This window comes from Paenibacillus alba, from assembly GCF_013204855.1.
GTDB classification, from domain to species: domain Bacteria; phylum Bacillota; class Bacilli; order Paenibacillales; family NBRC-103111; genus Paenibacillus_E; species Paenibacillus_E alba.
In genome coordinates this window covers 264,350-281,591 of record NZ_JABMKZ010000006.1, presented here as the reverse complement: position 1 = coordinate 281,591, position 17,242 = coordinate 264,350, and the positions used below count along the sequence as shown (strand labels likewise).

Annotated in this window: 12 protein-coding genes; 1 reads left to right on the top strand and 11 read right to left on the bottom strand. The window is 43.9% G+C overall.

What is annotated here, in order from left to right:
* Positions 1-10: 10 nt before the first annotated feature.
* Genes HQN90_RS11510 through HQN90_RS11490 form a run of 5 tightly spaced genes read right to left on the bottom strand, consistent with a single transcriptional unit; the run spans position 11 to position 5,878 of the window.
* The gene (locus HQN90_RS11510; protein WP_173218321.1) at positions 11-895 is read right to left on the bottom strand and encodes a glycosyltransferase family 2 protein; all 885 of its coding nucleotides are present in this window, start codon (positions 893-895) and stop codon (positions 11-13) included.
* A gap of 4 nt (positions 896-899) precedes the next feature.
* On the bottom strand, positions 900-2,009 hold the full coding sequence (locus tag HQN90_RS11505) for a glycosyltransferase (RefSeq protein WP_173218319.1): 1,110 nt from the start codon (positions 2,007-2,009) through the stop codon (positions 900-902).
* A complete protein-coding gene (locus HQN90_RS11500) occupies positions 1,994-3,148 on the bottom strand; it encodes a glycosyltransferase family 4 protein (protein ID WP_173218317.1) in 1,155 nt (384 codons plus the stop codon). Before HQN90_RS11500 ends, HQN90_RS11505 begins: the two co-directional genes overlap by 16 nt.
* A gap of 9 nt (positions 3,149-3,157) precedes the next feature.
* A complete protein-coding gene (galU, locus tag HQN90_RS11495; RefSeq protein ID WP_173218315.1) occupies positions 3,158-4,033 on the bottom strand; it encodes a UTP--glucose-1-phosphate uridylyltransferase GalU in 876 nt (291 codons plus the stop codon).
* Between the two features lie 15 nt (positions 4,034-4,048).
* Positions 4,049-5,878 (bottom strand): nucleoside-diphosphate sugar epimerase/dehydratase, encoded by a 1,830-nt coding sequence (locus HQN90_RS11490; protein ID WP_173218479.1) that lies wholly within the window; start codon positions 5,876-5,878, stop codon positions 4,049-4,051.
* A gap of 471 nt (positions 5,879-6,349) precedes the next feature.
* On the opposite strand from HQN90_RS11490, the gene HQN90_RS11485 reads away from it, so the two are divergent.
* Positions 6,350-8,752 carry a right-handed parallel beta-helix repeat-containing protein gene (locus HQN90_RS11485; protein ID WP_173218313.1) on the top strand — a complete coding sequence of 801 codons (2,403 nt, stop codon included), beginning with the start codon at positions 6,350-6,352 and terminating at the stop codon, positions 8,750-8,752.
* 66 nt (positions 8,753-8,818) lie between these two features.
* Here HQN90_RS11485 and HQN90_RS11480 read toward each other — a convergent pair whose 3' ends face one another.
* From HQN90_RS11480 to HQN90_RS11455, 6 genes are all read right to left on the bottom strand, one after another.
* Complete coding sequence (locus HQN90_RS11480; protein ID WP_173218311.1) at positions 8,819-10,954, bottom strand: right-handed parallel beta-helix repeat-containing protein; 2,136 nt, start codon at positions 10,952-10,954, stop codon at positions 8,819-8,821.
* A gap of 98 nt (positions 10,955-11,052) precedes the next feature.
* Positions 11,053-12,156 carry an acyltransferase family protein gene (locus HQN90_RS11475; protein WP_173218309.1) on the bottom strand — a complete coding sequence of 368 codons (1,104 nt, stop codon included), beginning with the start codon at positions 12,154-12,156 and terminating at the stop codon, positions 11,053-11,055.
* The gene (locus HQN90_RS11470; RefSeq protein ID WP_173218306.1) at positions 12,149-13,912 is read right to left on the bottom strand and encodes a class I adenylate-forming enzyme family protein; all 1,764 of its coding nucleotides are present in this window, start codon (positions 13,910-13,912) and stop codon (positions 12,149-12,151) included. Before HQN90_RS11470 ends, HQN90_RS11475 begins: the two co-directional genes overlap by 8 nt.
* A gap of 14 nt (positions 13,913-13,926) precedes the next feature.
* A complete protein-coding gene (locus tag HQN90_RS11465) occupies positions 13,927-15,483 on the bottom strand; it encodes a lipopolysaccharide biosynthesis protein (RefSeq protein WP_173218304.1) in 1,557 nt (518 codons plus the stop codon).
* Positions 15,480-16,043, bottom strand: coding sequence for an acyltransferase (locus tag HQN90_RS39320; protein WP_173218302.1), 564 nt, complete (start codon positions 16,041-16,043; stop codon positions 15,480-15,482). The genes HQN90_RS11465 and HQN90_RS39320 overlap by 4 nt, the downstream gene beginning before the upstream one ends.
* Positions 16,040-17,233: a glycoside hydrolase family 88 protein gene (locus tag HQN90_RS11455; protein WP_173218300.1), complete on the bottom strand. Its 1,194-nt coding sequence runs from the start codon at positions 17,231-17,233 to the stop codon at positions 16,040-16,042. Before HQN90_RS11455 ends, HQN90_RS39320 begins: the two co-directional genes overlap by 4 nt.
* Between the last annotated feature and the right edge of the window lie 9 nt (positions 17,234-17,242).

Sequence of the window (17,242 nt, the reverse complement as noted above, 5' to 3'; positions counted from 1 at the left end):
TTTCGCGTGCCTAAGAGATTCTTGTTTTCCTAATCATGTACCAATAGAGGACGATTCCCAGAGGAATAGCTAGAAAAGTCAGCACCTTAGCCGGTGTTTCCTTCATAAACCTGCGATTCCCCGAAGTCATGCTGCTCGACACATAGTGGATGGATTGCCTGAATTTGAATAATAGGCTGGCATAGGGAAGCTTCATAAGTTCTTTCCTGTAGAAAGCAAATCCCTTGGGGTTCTTGCGATACTGCTTGAACATATTCATCGAGGAGCCGTCCGGCAAATACTCCACACAGCAAAGCACTTCATTCATCAACAGCATTTCATATTGTTGATCCAGCTTATAATACTTATAAGCTAAGCCCACATACTTCTCATTCTCAAAAATGGGATAAGGATAGCTGCGGGTTAGTTCTGTTCGATACACCAGCTTCTTATCCCCCGTCACGCGATGCTTGCTGTATAGCTCAAAAAGTGTTGAGCTTGCAAGCTCTTCAGGCATCCTTGAGCCAATGATGCGGCCATCGGTGAAGGCGTCGAGCCCAATGATTCCACTTACACGATCATGTCCGTGTTTCTCCCAGAAAGTGTTTATTTGTTCTACAGCGTTATCCGGCATATAATCATCGGAATCAATACAGACATTTAATTCCGTGTTGATCAGTTGATAGGCGGTATTATGGGCTCCATGCATCCCCTGATTCTCCTGATGATGATAACGGATAAGAATTTCATTCTCCGCCTGCCAGCTTGCCACCAGCTCATGCGTGTTGTCCGTAGAGCCATCATCAATAATTAACCAGATGAAGTCTTTGGAGGTTTGCCGCTTCAGACTTTCGTAACAATGAACCAGACAATAGGCTCTGTTATAAGTCGGTGTAAACACGGTAAGCTTCTTCATACGATCACCTCGATATGCCTAAATAAAAACCTTCTGTCCATGCTGCTGTACTCTTGATGTCGTAGCCTTTGTTCGATAAGGATAAAGCCGGAATCTGACGGGGGAAGTTCCCCGTTATGATTTGCTTCATTCTGTCTACCCACAGCTGCTTGTCGCTTAACGACAGCCGCTCTACCAAATGAATATCCATATCCACTTCCTGGGTAATTTCGTCAGAAATAAGGCAAGGCAGCCCTGCGCCCTGCGCCTCAATGAGCGTGACAGGCAATCCTTCGTGCAGGGAAGGAAATACGAACAGATCAAAAGCTTGCAGCAAGCGCGTAATATCACTGCGGACCCCGAGGAATCTGACCTTGTCCTGCAAGAGACAAGCTTTCACTTTCTTCTCGATGACAGCTCGCAGCGGTCCATCTCCAGCTAGGACCAGCACTGTATCCGGTCTCTCCCGATTCATTTGAGCAAAGACGTCAATGAGGAAGGCATGATTTTTCTGATGAGCGAATCGGCCCACATGGCCAACTACATAACAATCCGGTGAAAGCTTCAATTCCCGCCGAACTTGCGCTCTCACCTCGGGGGAAAACGCAAATTTATCACTCTCGATGCCATTTTTGAGGATTACCGCATTTTTCTCTTTTTTGTCAAACAGCCATTCTGCTGCTTTCGTCGAACAGGCTAGAAAGTGCGTTGCACACGAGGTAATGAAAGTACCGGCAAACCATTTATAGAGCTTAGCGGCAATTCCGCCTTCACTGCTCGTATTATGACTATGGGCAATTCGTATAGGTGCGCCCGCTTTTTTGGCGGAACGCAGGACGAATCCACTCATTTTATCCATATGGGCATGCACAATTTTATAATTTGTATACGTCGCGAAAAATTGATCCAACGCTTGGATATACTTCCCATGACCAATCTCCGAAACATAGGGAATCCGATGAATGATTCCCCCCATCCCCATAATCTCAGCATCATAGGCTCCTGCTTTGCAGGTTAAGAAGTCGAATTGGACCTTGGTTCGATCCATATTCCGATATAGATTCATCAGGAGCGTTTCGGCTCCGCCTCGATTCATATTCACGACAACATGCAGAATTCTTATTGGATCGCCCACATGACTTCCACCTTTTCGTCCATAAATAGGGAATATATTCTGCTCTTTTCTTCCAGCACCTGATGGATGGCGTATCGACTTTCAACCCATTCACGCCCGCTCTTCCCCAGCTTCATTCGTAATGCCTGGCTGTGAGCAGCCTGCTTAATTTTCTCAGCCATAGCTGTATGATCATTGGGAACGATAAGCCAGCCATTCTGCTCATTGCGTACCAGCTCATTATGGCCTCGGTTTTCACTTGCTATAATCGGAAGTCCGCTCGCCATGGCCTCCATGAGATTCACCGGCAGTCCTTCGCGCAGACTTGATGCTACTGCCACATCGCACATCTGCAAAAGTTGATCGATATCACTGCGATACCCCAGAAATTCGACCCGATCCGCCACCTGCAACTGCTCGGCTAGTTCCCGGCATTGTTCTTTCAATGCTCCTTCACCGGCAAGCAGAAGCTTGACTTTGGGTGCATCCTCTTTGGCTGAAGCTAAGGCACGAATAAGCATTTGCTGATTTTTATTGCTATTAAACTCTGCTGCATAGAAGAGCAGAATGTCATCCGGTTGATACCCGTTTGCCATCTTTAACTCCCGCTTATAGAAGTCTTCCACCGGTTTGAACCGTTCTGTATTCACCCCAACGCCGTGAACATGTTCAACCCGACTTGCCCGGAATCGGTGCTTAACAGCTAATCGGTAATCTTCCTCATTAATTGTTATCAAGCAGTCCGTCAAATAAGAAAGCAATTTCTCTAAGGGATAATACACCAGCCAATGAAGATAAGGCGCTCCCTTGCAAAAGTGAAAACCATGCGCGGTATAGATGACCTTCGTGCCCTTCTTCCGCGCTTGTCGCGCTGCGAGGCGCGCCAGCACACCGCCCATCGGGGTATGGCAATGGATGATATCATAGTGATTCTCATTGATAATTGACTTTAATTGCGCGTAAGCTTTTAAATTGGCTTGCTGGAGTGGGGATCGTTGAATGGGGATGTTCATCTTCTTGTCGACATACGGAAGCTCCATATTCCCGTTCGCGGCAATATGGACTTCCCAACCCTGCTCTTTGAACCATTTCATATAGGGGATATGGAAGGCTTTGAAGTGATAATCAACAGTGGCACATAACAGCACTTTCTTCGGCATCCGCATCCCCTACTTAATGAGTTCCTTCTCCAGGATCGAAGAAAGGTATTTCAACAGTTCATATTTCAGATCCTCACGCTGAAGCGCGTAGTCGATGGTGGTTTGAATAAAACCTAATTTCTCGCCCACATCGAATCGTTGGCCTTCAAATTCGTAAGCATACACAGATTCAAGGCGATTCAATTCCGCAATGGCATCCGTGAGCTGGATTTCCCCACCGGAACCTGGCTCTTGATTGCTCAGAATATCGAAAATCCGCGGTGTTAAAATGTAACGCCCCATAATCGCAATGTTCGATGGCGCTTCCTCTTTCTTCGGCTTCTCCACTAAGTGATTAACGCTAAATAACCGCTTAGTGATTTCCATTCCGTCCACAATGCCATAGCGGGACACCTCATCGGCCGATACATGCTGCACACCGATAATGGATGCTTCCCTTTGCTCATATTGATGAATCATTTGCTTCAAACAAGGCGTATCTGCCCGAACAATATCGTCGCCGAGAAGAACAGCAAACGGTTCATCACCGATGAACTTGCGCGCGCACCAAATGGCATGTCCCAGACCCTTAGGCTCCTTTTGCCGAATATAATGAATCTCTACTTTGGACGACTTTTGAACTTCCGTTAACAGCTCGAATTTCTGCTTCTCAAACAAATTCTGTTCGAGCTCAAAGCAATTGTCGAAATGGTCCTCAATCGCTCTTTTCCCTTTGCCGGTGACGATAATAATGTCCTCGATTCCCGACTCAATAGCTTCTTCAACGATGTATTGAATGGTAGGCTTATCGACGATGGGCAGCATTTCTTTGGGCATAGCTTTGGTTGCAGGCAAGAATCTGGTTCCTAAACCAGCTGCTGGAATAATCGCTTTTCTTACTCTCATGAATGTTTGCTCCTTTTAGCCAATCGAGACTAGCTTTTTCGGTATTGGAATGACTTTGCTATTGGCTAGATCTAATAGTTGCGTTCTGAGACTTTCTTTATCCAACGTAGCGTAGGTAGAGATCATTTCTTTGATTTCTTCCATATACAGATTGGCCGTTTTGCCAATATAAATTTTCGGGAAGACATGCTTTCCATCGATTTCATCTGCTTTTAACAATTCTTCATACAGCTTTTCTCCCGGTCTCATTCCGGTGAATTCGATGCCGATATCTTCTAAGGTATTGCCTGAAAGCTTAATAAGATTCTTAGCCAAATCAACAATCTTGACCGGTTCTCCCATATCTAGAACAAAAATCTCTCCACCTCTGGCTAAAGCACCCGCCTGGATAACTAATCTGGAGGCCTCGGGAATCGTCATAAAGTAACGAATCATGTCAGGATGCGTAACGGAAACAGGACCGCCTTTGACAATTTGCTGCTTGAATCGAGGAATTACGCTGCCACGGCTCCCGAGCACATTGCCGAAACGTACAGCAACGAACTTCGTCTTGCTTGATTTATCCATATCTTGAATGATCATTTCGGCCATTCGCTTGGTCGCGCCCATCACACTGGTTGGATTGACAGCTTTATCCGTAGAAATCATCACGAAGGTATCCACCTCGTATTGACTTGCGGCCATCGCTACATTCATCGTGCCGATGACATTGTTCTTGAACGCTTCTTCCGGATTTCTCTCCATAAGAGGCACATGTTTATGCGCAGCGGCGTGATACACGACATTTGGCTTATATTTGTTCATGATCGACATCATTTTTTTGACATCCTGTACATCTGCTATTTCAGTAATGAATTCAATCTCTGTATGCCCATCAGAGTCCTTTAATTCCATCTCAATGCTGTAGATGCTGTTCTCGCCATGACCCAGTAAAATTAACTTCTGAGGACTGAACTTCGTAACCTGACGACAAACTTCCGAGCCAATCGAGCCTCCGGCGCCTGTAACCAGTACGACTTTGCCCGTGATATATTCGGAAATACTTTCAATATCCAGCTCAATGGGTTGGCGGCCTAGCAAGTCCTCGACCTGCACGTCCATGAAATGATTCACGGACAGCTTCCCGGATACCAAATCTTCCAGCATCGGAAGGGTTTGCGTCCTTGCTTTGGTTTTCGAGCATTCTTGGAAAATAAGATTTAATTCCTTTTTTCCCAAGGATGGAATGGCAATAATGATGTTGTCGATGTTTAACTCTTCCACCGCTTTTTCGATCTGATCAACCCCGCCATACACGGGTATTCCAAGAATATCCAAACCGTGAATATTCACATTGTCATCAATGAAAACAACAGGAATGAATTCCGCATCATTGCTTTTAATTAATTGCCTCGCGACCATCATCCCAGCTGAGCCTGCGCCAACAATGAGCGATCTTTTTTTATTAACAGACTTATTCATGTAGGTACTTACAATAAGTCTCCAGCAGAAACGAGAGCCTCCGATTAATAGCGAATGCAGCATCCATGTCACAGCGAGCAAGCGAAAATAAATATCATGGACAACGATTTGCTGAACAAACGCAACAGCAATCATCGAAAAGGTGATCGCCTTAAAAATAAACAGCAACTCCGTGATGCTCGCATGCTCCCATGCCTTCTTATAAAGCTTATAGATGAACGAAAAGATATGATGACTCAGCAGCAAGGTTACTGAACTGACAACTAAGGGAAGAGACAGGACATGAAGGTTGGCATTTACCAAAAAGTGACTAAAGAAAATGGACGTTAACACGATGACAGAGTCTATTATGACTAATAGGGATAAACGTTGACGATATGACAGAATAATTCACCCTTTCATTAAAGTTCTTAAGTATAGGGCCTTTGAGGAAAGACCTTATAATTAAAGCCTTTAATCCTTCTAGGGCATCTAACCCTGCCTCGCACCACACTTTTGACGACTGGCGTCTAAGGCTTGCATCGCCCACAGCATGATCGAGTACTTCCTTTGATAACGGTAAGGAGGCATCACCGGCTGATCCATCAGCTTGCGCGGGAGTTCTTTATAAAGAATAACAGCTCATTGCATGCTCTAAATTCTTTTATAAAGAACGCATAACTTTCTATTAATTCTTTATAAAGAACATTTATTCAAAAAAAAATAGGTGAATCTGCTCTTTCTTATCTTGTTTTTATTGTAGTTCTTTATAAAGAACGTGTCAATGGGGAATATTTATTTAACCTTCTAGTCTATAACCCTCACTCATCGATCTAGCAATTCATACACTATACAAAAACGAAGAGGTGAGTATAGATGATAAAAGTTAATCTTAGTGATCTTGATGATATTAATCTAACCACCAAACTTCCTTCAGCGAACGATGTTCTCAGTTATGATAGCACGCAATCCAGCTGGGTACCCAAGAGTCTGAGCATTGATAGCGCTGTCTCCAAACCTTATGTCATCGATCTGGCGACATGGAATATTAAAAATGACGGAACAAGTTCTGCCGCTACAACCAAAGGCATTAACGACGCTTTAGTGTGGGCAAGCTCTCAAGGAATTACCCATTGTCTCCTCCCCAATGGTACCTATACACTCAAGATCGATAATACCTCTTTCTCTTGCCTCCTTATCCCCAGCCGCATGCACTTTGAAATGGCCGACGGCTGCCTCGTGCAATTGGAAGCTACCTCTTCTCCTTGGTATAGAATCTTTAGTTTAAAAGGCACATCTAACTCGAGAATATCAGGCGGAACCGTCATTGGCGATAAGAAATCGCATATCTATCAATTAGCCGTCAAGTTTGTACGCGGCGGAGTCAACCCGGATGGTTCCCTAAATGCGAATCCCAATTTCATCCGCAGCGAGGTTGTAGACAGATACAGTAATCCAGGATTACTTAAGAGTTTCCGATTATGGAGCATGACTGGCGTTAGTTCCACGGGTTATAGCTTCTTTCAATATAAAGATACGGTATCCAGCAGCACCTTAGCCGGGTCTCGAACGAACGGTCTGTTCGCTCCGGCATCTCCAACAGGACGTGGTTGGTTTGCAGAAATCGAAAATGCCAACAAGATGATATTCACCATTGATATTACATCCTCCCCACTTACCGACGATCAGATCGCCCAGCTTGCTGCCAAAGTCGATTCTCAGAATTATACGCATGAATGGGGACATGGGATTGAACTTGCCGGCGCAAACCATATTCAAATAGATAACGTAGACATCAGTAATTGCACGGGGGACGCCATCTTCGCATCCTGGTTCGAATACAAGCTTAATCCCGCAGATTACACGCAAGATCAGATGGGCTCCCATATTTATATCCATAACTGTGATCTCCATCACTGTAGAAGACAAGGAATCTCTATCGCAGGCTCCAATGACGTCACGTTTACGAACAATAAAATACGTTACATCGGTAGAGCTGACGATGGGAAAACCGAAGATGGCACAGCTCCCATGTTTGGCATCGATATTGAATCCATGTGGTCAGAAACCAACATACCGACCTGGCGCCCTGAATTAAATCAAGCAGGCTTTGAGCTCAATACAAGAATATATATTAGAGACAATTATTTGTTGAACAATAACCGCGGGCACTTCGTGAATGCCGATGGTATCTATGTGACCTTGGACAACAATACATTTGAAGGCTATAATGTCGGCGGAATAAGCTCCTATTTGAACAATATGTATGTGAAATATCTAAACAACACAATGATTAGTTGTGAGCTTACCGTTAAAGGGGACAATTTCGTTGATGGGGCACTCTGCACGAATGGGAATATCAAAATTGCCGACATCGCGGGAGCTGTCATTACGAACAGCAAGGTTGTAAATGGACTCTTCTACGGCTCAAGTACCTATGGTTACTTTGGTACTCCTACTGTTGATCTTGCAACTGGTACCTTCACCTTCAGCACGCCGCACGGCTTAGGAAATGGCGCAAAGGTTATCTTTGAGCAATGGATTGGCAAGGTTCCTGCGGGTGCGAGTGTCGATAAGCTTTATTATACGGTAAATATTACTGCAAACAGCTTTCAGGTCTCTGAAACTTTAAGCGGAAAGCCCATCACCATCACGGATATCGGCACGAATGGATTCAATCTAAGCCGTTATAATTATGGCCGATGTTATATCTCTGATATTACGGTTGAACGAGACTGGCGGGCTGATAATTCGTTATCACCGAATTTCCAGCTGCTTCTCACAGGCGGCATTCTCCGGAATATCACGGTCAAAAACTTTGAAATGGATATTCGAACGCCAGCCAACTATGCAGGCAGACCGATTACCATCGACGGGATTACACTGATTGAAGGCGGGGCCAATTTCGAAGCCTGCAATTTAAGCAACAGCTCGTTCCTACGCGCAAAAACAGGCATACTTGGAGGCGATATCGCTCTAGGCTCCAATGATGCACGTTATACAAGAAAAGTCATCGCTGATAATTGTTTATTTCAAAATGTTGGTATCAACTACAACGGGAACGTTACGAATAATCGCAGTACGCTGATCAACTCAAGCATAGGCAAAACTGACAGTACCACCATAGCGGTTGTTACCAATAGCTACCTCGAGAACACCAAAATCAATTTGCACTGGCTTACTCGTGATAAATCCGTGACCATAGCGAAGTGTATCTTCAATAATGTCACGACAGATATTAATGCAAATACCAGAATGCTGGATAACCTTACCCTGTAACTGGATAGCAAAAAGGAAGGATAAGCGGCCTCGCCGCTCACCTTCCTTTGCTGTTTTTCCGAGCAATTAATTGTTGCTGTGGATGTCGTTTGCTTTTAACTTTAAAATGGCCTTATTCAAAATGTTATTCCATACCTGGAAAGCAGGCGCCCCTGTTCCCACATACATCGTTGAAATCCCAACAGCTTCCATGTTGGAAGTAATCGTGTTCCCTTTGATCGTCGCGGATAAAATGAGATTGGGCTGCGCTTTTTTCCAGAAATCATTCAGCTTGATAATTTCAGTGGAAGCTGTAGTAATCCCACTTGCGGTAATTTGATTATTTTCGATATGCACCTTTTTCGCAGCAGTTACCGAAATGGCCGAAGTATTGCCAGATAGATTGAATTTAGAGTTGGTGATGGTCAGATCCAAATTCTCATTGCCAGCAGCTAATCCGCCATAGCCTGTAAATGAGCAATTATTAAATACATATTTACCGGGTTTCCCAACACTCGGAACTGCTTTGCCTCCATCGCTTGGACCATTAAACACACAGTTATTATAAGTCCCCGGCGGTAAATCTAAGCCATAAGTTGAATTGTAGCCAGTAACGGTCAGGTTATCAAAAATATTGCCCTCCACATTCCCGCCAGAGACCGCTCGCAAAGCAGGTGCTCCAGTAATCGTGACATTCGTTAGATGGACAGGATTTAGCCAGATGGATAAACCTGCTTCAGCGGTTTTTTTCGTCAGATTGATTGTAATATCCGAAGCCGTTACACCAAAAGGCTTGGAGCTGCTAATCGCGAAATTCGTATTGGTTGCTGTCATCCCCTTGATGTTAATATTAGGTCCATCGAAATGAGTCAGCGAGTCACTGATGGCATTGCCTATGAAGGTCACATCATGACTGGCATAAATACTTGTCCCTTCAAAATTATTGTCTTTAATTGTTGCCCCTGTGAAAGGATCAGAGACAGCAAGCCCAATTGCTCCAGTAGAAGCCAAATGGTTATTCTCTAATAGGCCGTCGTGGCCGTCGTAGAAGATAACATCATATCTGCTGTTCTTGTAAAACTTATTATTTTTTATGGTAATGTTTTCATTAATAAATCCGTTATCGCCGGCGCCGCCTTCAACGTCGATTCCCGCCATTGGCGCTGTACCGCCTTTGCCACCTATATCATGAAAAGCACTATTTTGCACGGTAACATTTTTACCTCCGCTAATACTCAATCCTTGTCTACGATTAAACGAAGAATCGGCATTCCGGATCGTAATATTGGTAGACTGCACCCTGTTCCATATTTCCACATAGGTGCCTTTTTGGATAGTTCCGCTAAACGCAAGCCTCATAGAATCGCTTCCTGCTGGAATAGACACATACTTCCCTTGCGGTTGTTGCTTTACTTTGGCGAGAAAAGTGCCGTTCGCTTTGTAAAAATAAATATCATAGACATCCGGCAGCTGATGACCGTTGTCAATGATGAGGCTGTGCGTCAAATCGAAGGATGGGTCTGTTAATTTCCAGCTTGCTTTGGTTCTTATTTTCGATGAATCCTTCGTCAGATTGCCTTGATCATCCAGGCCGCCTGATTCGAAGCCATTTTCATACAAATCCTGCATATACCCGCTGCCGCCGGCTATATAAAGCCCGTCACCCGTAAAGTTCTGGGTCTTTACGCCATCAATCGTAACATTAATCGCACCTTTGGTAGCAATCCCATACCCGCCTTCATGGGTGCCTCCTTTGGAATAATCATGTGTATCTCGATCGCCGCGATACGTTCCACCAGCAATGGTTACGTTCTTAACGCCTACACCGACAAGCAATGTCGTGTAGCCTTGAAATCCGTTTTGTTCCTTTTGAATGACCGCTTTCTCATCAAGCCAAAATTTCATATCACTAACCATGTTGATTCGTCCGCGTGCATCCCAAGTCCCATCCGTTCCCTTGGCAATCAAATACGTTCCCGCGGGAACCTTAAAGACGTTGAACCCCTGATCATGCGCCCATTTCAGTGCATCATTAAAGCCATCCGTCGTTTCAGCAGCATGCGAATTATCATTGTAAATATGCCATTTGGCTAAATCGAGCTCATAGATACGTTCTTGACTAGAAACAGAAGCAGGTGCAGCCGTCTCGGCATACGAAGCATGGGGCCATACTGGAAGCAAGCAAAGGCAGACGGAGCACAAAATAAAAACAAACCTATACATGTTAGAATATCAATCCTTTCACTTCTTAGAGGTTCTCCATAAAGAGACCATTTCAAACGATGACTAGCAACCGGAAGACGACAAATTCCCTGTTGCCTCTAGATGCTTTGGTCGGAATGACCTTCTTTGCGTTTCCCGTACATATAAAGGGGATTCAGCGCAAAAGCGCTGCTCCACTTATACAGAAGCAGACTAACAAGGAGGCATTCCATAAAGGTTAGCATCACATAAACAACATTCTGCTGACCACTCAACACTGCCACGTCCCAGTTCAGCAAGAAGAGGTTCAGTTGCATCAAAAGAATATGCCCGCAGAACGTCACGACACTAAATAAGTTAATAAATTTATGATACTTTTGAATCGCCTGACTTTTGACATGAAGAATCCAGTAAAAAAGCAGAACCGTATTCGGAATAATGCCGATGGTTATCTTGTACTCAGCACTCCACGCTGTGAACTGCAACAAGTAGATGAGCTCCAGCGTTGAAATGATCGCCGCCATCATAATCATCGGCCATACGCGAGCACGAAAAAACTTCTCTTCGTATTTGGCTATGACAATGCCGGTTAACACAAATGGGAACCCAAGGCCCAAATATCGATAGATGAACAATTTGAAATAGTCTAGCATGGGAATTCCAGATAGAAGCTCATTAAGACTCGTTCCGAGGACAGCCCGAAGACTACCGGTTAAGAGCAGACTTAGAAGAAAACCAAGGATCCCAAGAATCAATGCAGCGCGCATCCCGCTCCGCTTGATCAGCCAATAACAGACAAACATACTGAATAAAAGCGGTGGTATGAACCATAACTGAACTGATGGACCATTCAGAACAACGGCCGCGCTCAGGATCTTGGCTTGTAGGATAAGGTTACCCATATTAAGCCCGCCGTGAATCAATTCAGGGATAATATACTGCCCCATAAACAGTAAACAAAACGGAATGTACATATACAAAATTCTCAAGATGTTCCTTCTCATATACGTGCGAGAGTCACTTGCATTCGTCCATCCTTTATACGCTAGGAAGCCTGCAACAGCATAGAAACAAGGAACAATCGCACCTAATGGCAGTGCAAGAAATCGAAGTTGAGGATTGGCGATCGTGCCCATATAACGATTGAACATGAGGTGGGAGAACAGGACAAGCAAACAGCCAACCAGCTTGAATATGGTAATGCCCGGATAATACCTACGCATACACTCTTTCCTCTCCCATTCCTTTCATGACAAGCAATTTAATGTCTACGACAGATATTTTGCCTGTTGAAGATAACGGCAGTTCAGATAAGAATACGATGTGTTCTGGAATTTTAAAGGCAGAGACCTGCAGTGCCAAGCTGTTTCTAATGGATTGCGCATTCACATTCGATCCCTTCCTTGCGACAATACAAGCACAGACCTGTTCGCCATATAATTCGTCAGGAATCCCTAGCACGAAGGCCTCTTCTACCTCCGGGTTCGCCAACAAGGAATCCTCAATCTCGAGTGGTGATATTTTCTCTCCGCCTCGGGATATGAGGCGATGCAGTCTGCCGGAAATCGTCAATAGCTTATTCTCATCCAAATAACCTAGATCACCTGTTTTGTACCATCCGTCTGGGGTAAAATGCGGCCATCCCTGCTGGTTCTTGGCATTGCTCAGGACTCGATGGCTTCGTACCGCAATTTCACCTTGCTGAGGGCTGGGCAGCTCCTCCCCTGTTTCAAGGTGGATGATTTTCACCTCTACGCCTCGATCGATTTTGCCGGCCAGACTATGCTTGTTTTGCTCAAATTGTTCAAAATCGACAGCTCCGCTTAATAAATGGGAGCGGGTAAGCAGCTTGAATAAAAGAGACAACAGCAGATTTCTTTGTCCGCCAATGAAGCAAGTTCCATTGGCAATTGAGCCTGCTTCAGAAGAACCATAAGTGACCATAAAAAAGAGCAGGCGAAGCTCTTCGCTGACTCTGCGGAGCAGTGAACTGCTGACTGCAGCTGAAGTAAAAGAAATGCCGATAAGCGTCGACAACGAGGAGAAATTCCCTTGTGCAGCAGACAGAATCCGTTGAACCATATATGGCGTGCCAATCATAATCCGGCAAGCTTCCTTCTCTGTGATCTTCATCGCCTGTATAGGATGGAAATAGCTAAGCATGACAATGCGGATATTGCATACCTTCAGATTCGTAAATATCGTTCCAAACCCGCCAAGGTGATAAAGCGGCAGCAAATTGATGACGGAGAAATGCCGGGCGATTACATCCGTCATCTTCTGCAGCATCCCCGTCAACTTCCCTGATTTCTTGCCGACAGGGGTAGCTACTAAGAAGGAAGCTGTTGTGCGAAGCACCCCTTTGGGAGAGCCAAGAGTGCCTGAGGTGTGCAGCAGGATGAGCGGATCCTTGACATTCGTCAGCGAACATGCCGCGCGCAGCTCTTCCTCTTCGGTAAAGGAAGCCAGTTTCACTAACTGCGTAAATGAACGTAACGGTGCGGGTTGATCATCGTCAGCATCCACAACAAAAATATGCGCAGGAAGCCACGGGGATGCCAGCTCACTTTGGCGACAATCTGTGATGATGTCCATAAGCAGGGATGGATAGTGCAGATGATGCCCTTCTTTTCCAATAATCATAGCTTTAGGACTTGCGCTTTGCAGATAGGCACGGATTTCATCCTTCTTCGAGTAGGAATTAAGAGGAACGATGACAGCTCCAACGCAAGCTGTAGCGAACATCGAAAGAATCAGCTCCATTCTTCCCGTCATGAGCAGAGCGATTGAATCGCCCTTCTTAATACCTAGATGAAGGAAACCCCGCGCCAGAAGTTGAACTTCCTCCCATATCGTGCCCCATGCATAATACTGATGCAGCTCTGGAAAACAATAGGCAATATCACTTGGACATGTCTTTGCACGCTTATTCAGAAGATAAGCAATCGTATCCGGATTAAATTGAAAAGACTCTTTCATTGAAGACGCTCCTTTCACAATTCCCGTTGATTCAGGGCTGCTGCTGGCATCACTTTCCTCTGTACCTTCATCAATATGCCTATAGCAATTCTCGCCAAATATTTAAATTCATCGCTTCTATGGAAAATAAGGATATAAACTAAATTCGGTACAAGTAGACAAAGCAGCGCTTTTGCTCCAAAGGTAAGGATGGAATGGACGTCAATGAGATGAGCGAAGAATTCAGTAAGCAGGCAAGTCCCCACGCCTATCGCTGCATAGTAGAAGTAACGGACAAAGTACCGTAGAACGGACAATTGAAATACTTTTTTATACACAAAATACGGCGTAGTCCAAAACGGCACTAACATGGCACTAATCAAGGTACCAATGAATACACCCGCAATTCCGATCGATTTTACTAAAATAATAGAAAAAACGAGATTGACGGCTGCTTGGCACAGGGGCACATATCTGTCTTCATGGAAGATTCCCGCCGTTGTCTTAACGGTTGTTATGGAGTTTCTCATGCCTCTTTCGTAGAAGGTAATGACCAGAACAATCAACACCAGCTTATCCATTAGAAATTGCGAACCAATCCAAAGCGTGATAAACGGCTCGATCGTTATGAATAAAACAATTGCAAACAAGGAATACAACCAGAAATTAAGCAGCATGGTCACTTTATATACACTGTATATTCTTTCTTTGGTCTCCTTCGCCACTAAGTTGCCTACGCTATGATAAATATTATTGAAAATCTGATTAATAAACGTCCTGCAAATGTCGATTAACATAAAATAGTTGGAGTATAAGCCAACAGCAGCAACGCTTACATAATAAGAAATAATCAGATTATCCGTTCCAAAAATTAAGTAGGAGCCTACGTTTTGCAGGATTATGGCTTTAATATTTTTGATTAGATTACTTTTGGTCAGACTGTCAATTTTGCCTGCGATCTTCTCCTTGAGAAAAGGATATAGCTTATCAACAATCATCGATAAAATGATGTTGTTCGTAATCGTAATGACACTGTCAATAATTAAATATACCAAATAGTTCTGCGTCGTATAAAGAATTGCGATCTTCAGACAAGTCGAAAGGATCGATGAGACCGAGAACAGCCCCGTTATGATGTATCCTTTCTGATTCACATTAAGAAAAGAACTCTTGTACTGAAATAAATAAGGAGTAACCGTATTGATCAGGAAGACAAGATAAATCAGATGGATATGTGAGACACTCGATTCTTTGACAAAAAAATTAAGAAACGGCAGGACAGCTAGGCCCAACACAAGAACGACAACTGCAATCGCTAAATACGCTTTCTTATACAATTTCATCAGCATCAAGATCTTATCTTTATCCTGATCAGCCACTGGTTTATACAGATTATAAATAATACTTGACCCGATACCGGCCTCCGCTAACGAGAGCATCGCTAATATATTCGTGAACAGACCATTAACGCCTAAATAATCCAAGCCTAGCGTGTGAATGAACACTGTTCTTGAAAAAAAGCTTAAGAACGTAATAATCAATTGATTGCCAAGTCCTACACCTATGTTGATCAGCGAATTTTTGGTTCTCATACGACGAACCCTATTTCATCTAATAATTCTTCGTACATTTTATTTTTGTTAAGTGCAGTGATATTGCCCATATGTGTATAGGTAACATCGTAGTTTTTACTCATTTTTAGAAGACTTCTGCTTTTTTCGAGATACGCTTCTACGGAAGATACAACTTTAGCTGGATTGCCAACAGCAATGCTGCCTGCAGGTATTGATTTCGTTACAACACTTCCGGCACCAATGATTGAATTGCTACCTATGGTAACACCAGGCATGATTAACGCCCTTGCGCCAATGAAAACACCATCTTCAATCGTAATGGCTCCAATCTTCGTCATATTAATTAAGTTTTTGGTGCTGGCGTCATGTGCTAGTAGGTAAGCTTGCGGCGCGATCGTCACATTATTTCCTATTTTGATTAACCAGCAATGCGTATAGTCGAATACAACCCCGGGTTGAATGGAACAATTCTCCCCAATCTTCATCCCCATTTTCACATAATCCTCCAGCCAAATCTCTTCTAAGAAATACTTTCTAATTCTAACCTTCACAAAGGTCATCATTCTGCGTATGATCATCTCTTCACGACCTTAAAACCATGATTAAAGTTCATCATTCGGATACAAAAGCCTTGCGTGAAAGGCAGGATATTGAATAACATGGAGTACACCCCAATGTCTTTCGTATCTCCTTGCGAGAAATCTACAGCCCCATTCCGTCTCGTTACCTTCATCAAATAATTGGATGCTTGATTGGCGCTGTCTAAACACATGTCCGCAATTTCTTCGATTTTGGATGCATTCAACATAAACCAGCCCAATGTAGCCGTAGTAGATGAATCTGGCCGGCATTCACCTCTGGTTACGGTCCAGTTCCAGTTGCCATTCGCCTGTTGAAAGACGATTGCCGCTTTGGCAAATCTTTTCACACTTTCCTCTAAAATGGCTTTATACGTATGATCACTGGGCAGTTCATTCCAAGCGTCTATGAGACCTATGGCATACCAGCCAAGCCCTCTACCCCAACCAAATAAGCCTAGTGGCAGCTTATCATCTACTTCATAGGCATGACTTGGGATATGATGCCCCTCCAGCATCCCGCGCTCTTCATAGGCTTTAATCTGTTTCAATGCCAAATCTACACATTCATCTTTCTTATAACGAATGCCGTATGCAACCAGGAACGGACAAACAAAACCAATCGTATCCACATACCGATAGCCCTTCATAAAGGTACGGTATTGAACTGTACCATCATGACCAATATGATCTTTGATCATGTCCCATGTCGCATCAAGCGCCAATTTGTAGCGGTCTGTTTCAATAAACCCCAACTTCATGACGGCATACGCCAAAATGGCTGTATCCACATGTTTAGGTGTTTCCAGCCACTGGCCCTTACTGTCAAATTTCAAATTCAGAAACCTCATAAGCGCTTTTTTTGCTTCTTTATCATCATTGTTAACTAAATATTCAGACATCCCCAATAACAATGCCGCTTCCTGCCAATGCTGAATGGCAGTCTTCGTGTAATTTCCTTTCAACATATCAATGACGACTAATCGGGTGTGATCGGTCACTTTAATCTTCGGAGTCGTATGCAGCCACTTAAGCCCAACTTTGGTGATGGATTTATTCCAAATTTGTTTATCTTCATATCGTCCAATATGAATGCGACTCAGCCAGTCCCTGAATAACGGAACGATGTCAATGATGATTGTAATCGCAATGATGCTTATCAGCACTATACCTACCAATTGAATAATCACTTGAGCAGT

Coding starts and splice junctions, on each gene's coding strand:
- HQN90_RS11470 (WP_173218306.1), bottom strand. CDS start 13,912: ATGAAAGAGTCTTTTCAATTTAATCCGGATACGATTGCTTATCTTCTG.
- HQN90_RS39320 (WP_173218302.1), bottom strand. CDS start 16,043: ATGATCATACGCAGAATGATGACCTTTGTGAAGGTTAGAATTAGAAAG.
- HQN90_RS11475 (WP_173218309.1), bottom strand. CDS start 12,156: ATGCGTAGGTATTATCCGGGCATTACCATATTCAAGCTGGTTGGCTGT.
- galU (WP_173218315.1), bottom strand. CDS start 4,033: ATGAGAGTAAGAAAAGCGATTATTCCAGCAGCTGGTTTAGGAACCAGA.
- HQN90_RS11500 (WP_173218317.1), bottom strand. CDS start 3,148: ATGCCGAAGAAAGTGCTGTTATGTGCCACTGTTGATTATCACTTCAAA.
- HQN90_RS11485 (WP_173218313.1), top strand. CDS start 6,350: ATGATAAAAGTTAATCTTAGTGATCTTGATGATATTAATCTAACCACC.
- HQN90_RS11480 (WP_173218311.1), bottom strand. CDS start 10,954: ATGTATAGGTTTGTTTTTATTTTGTGCTCCGTCTGCCTTTGCTTGCTT.
- HQN90_RS11510 (WP_173218321.1), bottom strand. CDS start 895: ATGAAGAAGCTTACCGTGTTTACACCGACTTATAACAGAGCCTATTGT.
- HQN90_RS11465 (WP_173218304.1), bottom strand. CDS start 15,483: ATGAGAACCAAAAATTCGCTGATCAACATAGGTGTAGGACTTGGCAAT.